Origin of the sequence: Rhodococcus sp. C3V, assembly GCF_029269915.1 — a bacterium.
GTDB classification, from domain to species: domain Bacteria; phylum Actinomycetota; class Actinomycetes; order Mycobacteriales; family Mycobacteriaceae; genus Rhodococcus_F; species Rhodococcus_F qingshengii.
In genome coordinates this window covers 1-8,137 of sequence record NZ_JARJBE010000034.1, presented here as the reverse complement: position 1 = coordinate 8,137, position 8,137 = coordinate 1, and the positions used below count along the sequence as shown (strand labels likewise).

The following is an 8,137-nucleotide window of genomic DNA, read 5'->3' as shown; positions in this document are numbered from 1 at the left end:
CGCCCAATACGCAAACCGCCTCTCCCCGCGCGTTGGCCGATTCATTAATGCAGCTGGCACGACAGGTTTCCCGACTGGAAAGCGGGCAGTGAGCGCAACGCAATTAATGTGAGTTAGCTCACTCATTAGGCACCCCAGGCTTTACACTTTATGCTTCCGGCTCGTATGTTGTGTGGAATTGTGAGCGGATAACAATTTCACACAGGAAACAGCTATGGCAACAGTTAACCAGCTGGTACGCAAACCACGTGCTCGCAAAGTTGCGAAAAGCAACGTGCCTGCGCTGGAAGCATGCCCGCAAAAACGTGGCGTATGTACTCGTGTATATACTACCACTCCTAAAAAACCGAACTCCGCGCTGCGTAAAGTATGCCGTGTTCGTCTGACTAACGGTTTCGAAGTGACTTCCTACATCGGTGGTGAAGGTCACAACCTGCAGGAGCACTCCGTGATCCTGATCCGTGGCGGTCGTGTTAAAGACCTCCCGGGTGTTCGTTACCACACCGTACGTGGTGCGCTTGACTGCTCCGGCGTTAAAGACCGTAAGCAGGCTCGTTCCAAGTATGGCGTCTAGACAGAGAGTTGCAGCAAGCGGTCCACGCTGGTTTGCCCCAGCAGGCGAAAATCCTGTTTGATGGTGGTTAACGGCGGGATATAACATGAGCTGTCTTCGGTATCGTCGTATCCCACTACCGAGATGTCCGCACCAACGCGCAGCCCGGACTCGGTAATGGCGCGCATTGCGCCCAGCGCCATCTGATCGTTGGCAACCAGCATCGCAGTGGGAACGATGCCCTCATTCAGCATTTGCATGGTTTGTTGAAAACCGGACATGGCACTCCAGTCGCCTTCCCGTTCCGCTATCGGCTGAATTTGATTGCGAGTGAGATATTTATGCCAGCCAGCCAGACGCAGACGCGCCGAGACAGAACTTAATGGGCCCGCTAACAGCGCGATTTGCTGGTGACCCAATGCGACCAGATGCTCCACGCCCAGTCGCGTACCGTCTTCATGGGAGAAAATAATACTGTTGATGGGTGTCTGGTCAGAGACATCAAGAAATAACGCCGGAACATTAGTGCAGGCAGCTTCCACAGCAATGGCATCCTGGTCATCCAGCGGATAGTTAATGATCAGCCCACTGACGCGTTGCGCGAGAAGATTGTGCACCGCCGCTTTACAGGCTTCGACGCCGCTTCGTTCTACCATCGACACCACCACGCTGGCACCCAGTTGATCGGCGCGAGATTTAATCGCCGCGACAATTTGCGACGGCGCGTGCAGGGCCAGACTGGAGGTGGCAACGCCAATCAGCAACGACTGTTTGCCCGCCAGTTGTTGTGCCACGCGGTTGGGAATGTAATTCAGCTCCGCCATCGCCGCTTCCACTTTTTCCCGCGTTTTCGCAGAAACGTGGCTGGCCTGGTTCACCACGCGGGAAACGGTCTGATAAGAGACACCGGCATACTCTGCGACATCGTATAACGTTACTGGTTTCACATTCACCACCCTGAATTGACTCTCTTCCGGGCGCTATCATGCCATACCGCGAAAGGTTTTGCGCCATTCGATGGTGTCCGGGATCTCGACGCTCTCCCTTATGCGACTCCTGCATTAGGAAGCAGCCCAGTAGTAGGTTGAGGCCGTTGAGCACCGCCGCCGCAAGGAATGGTGCATGCAAGGAGATGGCGCCCAACAGTCCCCCGGCCACGGGGCCTGCCACCATACCCACGCCGAAACAAGCGCTCATGAGCCCGAAGTGGCGAGCCCGATCTTCCCCATCGGTGATGTCGGCGATATAGGCGCCAGCAACCGCACCTGTGGCGCCGGTGATGCCGGCCACGATGCGTCCGGCGTAGAGGATCGAGATCGATCTCGATCCCGCGAAATTAATACGACTCACTATAGGGGAATTGTGAGCGGATAACAATTCCCCTCTAGCTAGAAATAATTTTGTTTAACTTTAAGAAGGAGATATACATATGTCCCCTATACTAGGTTATTGGAAAATTAAGGGCCTTGTGCAACCCACTCGACTTCTTTTGGAATATCTTGAAGAAAAATATGAAGAGCATTTGTATGAGCGCGATGAAGGTGATAAATGGCGAAACAAAAAGTTTGAATTGGGTTTGGAGTTTCCCAATCTTCCTTATTATATTGATGGTGATGTTAAATTAACACAGTCTATGGCCATCATACGTTATATAGCTGACAAGCACAACATGTTGGGTGGTTGTCCAAAAGAGCGTGCAGAGATTTCAATGCTTGAAGGAGCGGTTTTGGATATTAGATACGGTGTTTCGAGAATTGCATATAGTAAAGACTTTGAAACTCTCAAAGTTGATTTTCTTAGCAAGCTACCTGAAATGCTGAAAATGTTCGAAGATCGTTTATGTCATAAAACATATTTAAATGGTGATCATGTAACCCATCCTGACTTCATGTTGTATGACGCTCTTGATGTTGTTTTATACATGGACCCAATGTGCCTGGATGCGTTCCCAAAATTAGTTTGTTTTAAAAAACGTATTGAAGCTATCCCACAAATTGATAAGTACTTGAAATCCAGCAAGTATATAGCATGGCCTTTGCAGGGCTGGCAAGCCACGTTTGGTGGTGGCGACCATCCTCCAAAATCGGATGGTTCAACTAGTGGTTCTGGTCATCACCATCACCATCACTCCGCGGGTCTGGTGCCACGCGGTAGTACTGCAATTGGTATGAAAGAAACCGCTGCTGCTAAATTCGAACGCCAGCACATGGACAGCCCAGATCTGGGTACCGGTGGTGGCTCCGGTATTGAGGGACGCGGGTCCATGGATATCGGGGATCCGAATTCTGTACAGGCCTTGGCGCGCCTGCAGGCGAGCTCCGTCGACAAGCTTGCGGCCGCACTCGAGCACCACCACCACCACCACCACCACTAATTGATTAATACCTAGGCTGCTAAACAAAGCCCGAAAGGAAGCTGAGTTGGCTGCTGCCACCGCTGAGCAATAACTAGCATAACCCCTTGGGGCCTCTAAACGGGTCTTGAGGGGTTTTTTGCTGAAAGGAGGAACTATATCCGGATTGGCGAATGGGACGCGCCCTGTAGCGGCGCATTAAGCGCGGCGGGTGTGGTGGTTACGCGCAGCGTGACCGCTACACTTGCCAGCGCCCTAGCGCCCGCTCCTTTCGCTTTCTTCCCTTCCTTTCTCGCCACGTTCGCCGGCTTTCCCCGTCAAGCTCTAAATCGGGGGCTCCCTTTAGGGTTCCGATTTAGTGCTTTACGGCACCTCGACCCCAAAAAACTTGATTAGGGTGATGGTTCACGTAGTGGGCCATCGCCCTGATAGACGGTTTTTCGCCCTTTGACGTTGGAGTCCACGTTCTTTAATAGTGGACTCTTGTTCCAAACTGGAACAACACTCAACCCTATCTCGGTCTATTCTTTTGATTTATAAGGGATTTTGCCGATTTCGGCCTATTGGTTAAAAAATGAGCTGATTTAACAAAAATTTAACGCGAATTTTAACAAAATATTAACGCTTACAATTTAGGTGGCACTTTTCGGGGAAATGTGCGCGGAACCCCTATTTGTTTATTTTTCTAAATACATTCAAATATGTATCCGCTCATGAATTAATTCTTAGAAAAACTCATCGAGCATCAAATGAAACTGCAATTTATTCATATCAGGATTATCAATACCATATTTTTGAAAAAGCCGTTTCTGTAATGAAGGAGAAAACTCACCGAGGCAGTTCCATAGGATGGCAAGATCCTGGTATCGGTCTGCGATTCCGACTCGTCCAACATCAATACAACCTATTAATTTCCCCTCGTCAAAAATAAGGTTATCAAGTGAGAAATCACCATGAGTGACGACTGAATCCGGTGAGAATGGCAAAAGTTTATGCATTTCTTTCCAGACTTGTTCAACAGGCCAGCCATTACGCTCGTCATCAAAATCACTCGCATCAACCAAACCGTTATTCATTCGTGATTGCGCCTGAGCGAGACGAAATACGCGATCGCTGTTAAAAGGACAATTACAAACAGGAATCGAATGCAACCGGCGCAGGAACACTGCCAGCGCATCAACAATATTTTCACCTGAATCAGGATATTCTTCTAATACCTGGAATGCTGTTTTCCCGGGGATCGCAGTGGTGAGTAACCATGCATCATCAGGAGTACGGATAAAATGCTTGATGGTCGGAAGAGGCATAAATTCCGTCAGCCAGTTTAGTCTGACCATCTCATCTGTAACATCATTGGCAACGCTACCTTTGCCATGTTTCAGAAACAACTCTGGCGCATCGGGCTTCCCATACAATCGATAGATTGTCGCACCTGATTGCCCGACATTATCGCGAGCCCATTTATACCCATATAAATCAGCATCCATGTTGGAATTTAATCGCGGCCTAGAGCAAGACGTTTCCCGTTGAATATGGCTCATAACACCCCTTGTATTACTGTTTATGTAAGCAGACAGTTTTATTGTTCATGACCAAAATCCCTTAACGTGAGTTTTCGTTCCACTGAGCGTCAGACCCCGTAGAAAAGATCAAAGGATCTTCTCTAGAGGATCCGGTAATGGTAGCGACCGGCGCTCAGCTGGAATTCCGCCGATACTGACGGGCTCCAGGAGTCGTCGCCACCAATCCCCATATGGAAACCGTCGATATTCAGCCATGTGCCTTCTTCCGCGTGCAGCAGATGGCGATGGCTGGTTTCCATCAGTTGCTGTTGACTGTAGCGGCTGATGTTGAACTGGAAGTCGCCGCGCCACTGGTGTGGGCCATAATTCAATTCGCGCGTCCCGCAGCGCAGACCGTTTTCGCTCGGGAAGACGTACGGGGTATACATGTCTGACAATGGCAGATCCCAGCGGTCAAAACAGGCGGCAGTAAGGCGGTCGGGATAGTTTTCTTGCGGCCCTAATCCGAGCCAGTTTACCCGCTCTGCTACCTGCGCCAGCTGGCAGTTCAGGCCAATCCGCGCCGGATGCGGTGTATCGCTCGCCACTTCAACATCAACGGTAATCGCCATTTGACCACTACCATCAATCCGGTAGGTTTTCCGGCTGATAAATAAGGTTTTCCCCTGATGCTGCCACGCGTGAGCGGTCGTAATCAGCACCGCATCAGCAAGTGTATCTGCCGTGCACTGCAACAACGCTGCTTCGGCCTGGTAATGGCCCGCCGCCTTCCAGCGTTCGACCCAGGCGTTAGGGTCAATGCGGGTCGCTTCACTTACGCCAATGTCGTTATCCAGCGGTGCACGGGTGAACTGATCGCGCAGCGGCGTCAGCAGTTGTTTTTTATCGCCAATCCACATCTGTGAAAGAAAGCCTGACTGGCGGTTAAATTGCCAACGCTTATTACCCAGCTCGATGCAAAAATCCATTTCGCTGGTGGTCAGATGCGGGATGGCGTGGGACGCGGCGGGGAGTGTCACGCTGAGGTTTTCAGCCAGACGCCACTGCTGCCAGGCGCTGATGTGTCCGGCTTCTGACCATGCGGTCGCGTTCGGTTGCACTACGCGTACTGTGAGCCAGAGTTGCCCGGCGCTCTCCGGCTGCGGTAGTTCAGGCAGTTCAATCAACTGTTTACCTTGTGGAGCGACATCCAGAGGCACTTCACCGCTTGCCAGCGGCTTACCATCCAGCGCCACCATCCAGTGCAGGAGCTCGTTATCGCTATGACGGAACAGGTATTCGCTGGTCACTTCGATGGTTTGCCCGGATAAACGGAACTGGAAAAACTGCTGCTGGTGTTTTGCTTCCGTCAGCGCTGGATGCGGCGTGCGGTCGGCAAAGACCAGACCGTTCATACAGAACTGGCGATCGTTCGGCGTATCGCCAAAATCACCGCCGTAAGCCGACCACGGGTTGCCGTTTTCATCATATTTAATCAGCGACTGATCCACCCAGTCCCAGACGAAGCCGCCCTGTAAACGGGGATACTGACGAAACGCCTGCCAGTATTTAGCGAAACCGCCAAGACTGTTACCCATCGCGTGGGCGTATTCGCAAAGGATCAGCGGGCGCGTCTCTCCAGGTAGCGAAAGCCATTTTTTGATGGACCATTTCGGCACAGCCGGGAAGGGCTGGTCTTCATCCACGCGCGCGTACATCGGGCAAATAATATCGGTGGCCGTGGTGTCGGCTCCGCCGCCTTCATACTGCACCGGGCGGGAAGGATCGACAGATTTGATCCAGCGATACAGCGCGTCGTGATTAGCGCCGTGGCCTGATTCATTCCCCAGCGACCAGATGATCACACTCGGGTGATTACGATCGCGCTGCACCATTCGCGTTACGCGTTCGCTCATCGCCGGTAGCCAGCGCGGATCATCGGTCAGACGATTCATTGGCACCATGCCGTGGGTTTCAATATTGGCTTCATCCACCACATACAGGCCGTAGCGGTCGCACAGCGTGTACCACAGCGGATGGTTCGGATAATGCGAACAGCGCACGGCGTTAAAGTTGTTCTGCTTCATCAGCAGAATATCCTGCACCATCGTCTGCTCATCCATGACCTGACCATGCTGAGGATGATGCTCGTGACGGTTAACGCCTCGAATCAGCAACGGCTTGCCGTTCAGCAGCAGCAGACCATTTTCAATCCGCACCTCGCGGAAACCGACATCGCAGGCTTCTGCTTCAATCAGCGTGCCGTCGGCGGTGTGCAGTTCAACCACCGCACGATAGAGATTCGGGATTTCGGCGCTCCACAGTTTCGGGTTTTCGACGTTCAGATGTAGTGTGACGCGATCGGCATAACCACCACGCTCATCGATAATTTCACCGCCGAAAGGCGCGGTGCCGCTGGCGACCTGCGTTTCACCCTGCCATAAAGAAACTGTTACCCGTAGGTAGTCACGCAACTCGCCGCACATCTGAACTTCAGCCTCCAGTACAGCGCGGCTGAAATCATCATTAAAGCGAGTGGCAACATGGAAATCGCTGATTTGTGTAGTCGGTTTATGCAGCAACGAGACGTCACGGAAAATGCCGCTCATCCGCCACATATCCTGATCTTCCAGATAACTGCCGTCACTCCAGCGCAGCACCATCACCGCGAGGCGGTTTTCTCCGGCGCGTAAAAATGCGCTCAGGTCAAATTCAGACGGCAAACGACTGTCCTGGCCGTAACCGACCCAGCGCCCGTTGCACCACAGATGAAACGCCGAGTTAACGCCATCAAAAATAATTCGCGTCTGGCCTTCCTGTAGCCAGCTTTCATCAACATTAAATGTGAGCGAGTAACAACCCGTCGGATTCTCCGTGGGAACAAACGGCGGATTGACCGTAATGGGATAGGTCACGTTGGTGTAGATGGGCGCATCGTAACCGTGCATCTGCCAGTTTGAGGGGACGACGACAGTATCGGCCTCAGGAAGATCGCACTCCAGCCAGCTTTCCGGCACCGCTTCTGGTGCCGGAAACCAGGCAAAGCGCCCTTCCCAACAGTTGGCTAGCAACGCGGCTTCTTCGTGACCAAAAAACGTTATGCGGTGATTGATGAAGAAGGCAAAGTTATTACCCGTGGCCTGGAAATTGTGCGTCGTGATTGGAGCGAAATCGCCAAAGAAACCCAGGCGCGTGTGCTGGAAACCATTCTGAAACATGGTGATGTGGAAGAAGCGGTGCGTATTGTTAAAGAAGTGATCCAGAAACTGGCCAACTATGAAATTCCGCCGGAAAAACTGGCCATCTACGAACAAATTACCCGTCCGCTGCATGAATATAAAGCGATTGGCCCGCATGTGGCGGTGGCGAAAAAACTGGCCGCGAAAGGCGTGAAAATTAAACCGGGCATGGTGATTGGCTATATTGTGCTGCGTGGTGATGGCCCGATTAGCAACCGTGCGATTCTGGCCGAAGAATACGATCCGAAAAAACATAAATATGATGCGGAATACTATATCGAAAACCAGGTGCTGCCGGCGGTGCTGCGTATTCTGGAAGGCTTTGGCTATCGTAAAGAAGATCTGCGCTATCAGAAAACCCGTCAGGTGGGCCTGACCAGCTGGCTGAACATCAACTTAAGAATGGTTTCTTAGACGTCAGGTGGCACTTTTCGGGGAAATGTGCGCGGAACCCCTATTTGTTTATTTTTCTAAATACATTCAAATATGT

At 51.7% G+C, this 8,137-nt stretch carries 3 protein-coding genes and 4 pseudogenes; 3 read left to right on the top strand and 4 right to left on the bottom strand.

Annotated elements, in window-relative coordinates:
* Positions 1-214 precede the first annotated feature (214 nt).
* Positions 215-574, top strand: a complete 360-nt coding sequence (gene rpsL / locus P3G66_RS31515; RefSeq protein WP_276117852.1) for a 30S ribosomal protein S12 — start codon at positions 215-217, stop codon at positions 572-574.
* Positions 575-576: 2 nt separating this feature from the next.
* Here the strand turns inward: rpsL and lacI are convergent.
* Positions 577-1,500, bottom strand: a pseudogene (gene lacI, locus P3G66_RS31510) (DNA-binding transcriptional repressor LacI); the annotation flags it as partial.
* 79 nt (positions 1,501-1,579) lie between these two features.
* Positions 1,580-1,906, bottom strand: a pseudogene (locus tag P3G66_RS31505) (MFS transporter); the annotation flags it as partial.
* Positions 1,907-1,982: 76 nt separating this feature from the next.
* Between P3G66_RS31505 and P3G66_RS31500 the strand changes: the two are divergent.
* Positions 1,983-2,927 (top strand): glutathione S-transferase family protein, encoded by a 945-nt coding sequence (locus tag P3G66_RS31500; RefSeq protein WP_276117851.1) that lies wholly within the window; start codon positions 1,983-1,985, stop codon positions 2,925-2,927.
* Between the two features lie 704 nt (positions 2,928-3,631).
* Here the strand turns inward: P3G66_RS31500 and P3G66_RS31495 are convergent.
* Positions 3,632-4,447 carry an aminoglycoside O-phosphotransferase APH(3')-Ia gene (locus P3G66_RS31495; RefSeq protein WP_000018329.1) on the bottom strand — a complete coding sequence of 272 codons (816 nt, stop codon included), beginning with the start codon at positions 4,445-4,447 and terminating at the stop codon, positions 3,632-3,634.
* A 122-nt stretch (positions 4,448-4,569) separates the two neighbouring features.
* A pseudogene (gene lacZ, locus P3G66_RS31490) lies at positions 4,570-7,455 on the bottom strand (beta-galactosidase); the annotation flags it as partial.
* Positions 7,456-7,476: 21 nt separating this feature from the next.
* On the opposite strand from lacZ, the pseudogene P3G66_RS31485 reads away from it, so the two are divergent.
* A pseudogene (locus tag P3G66_RS31485) lies at positions 7,477-8,061 on the top strand (DNA polymerase domain-containing protein); the annotation flags it as partial.
* Positions 8,062-8,137: the final 76 nt, after the last annotated feature.

Excerpts from the sequence above, each read along its gene's own strand:
- P3G66_RS31500 (WP_276117851.1), top strand. The coding sequence starts at position 1,983 with ATGTCCCCTATACTAGGTTATTGGAAAATTAAGGGCCTTGTGCAACCC.
- P3G66_RS31495 (WP_000018329.1), bottom strand. The coding sequence starts at position 4,447 with ATGAGCCATATTCAACGGGAAACGTCTTGCTCTAGGCCGCGATTAAAT.
- rpsL (WP_276117852.1), top strand. The coding sequence starts at position 215 with ATGGCAACAGTTAACCAGCTGGTACGCAAACCACGTGCTCGCAAAGTT.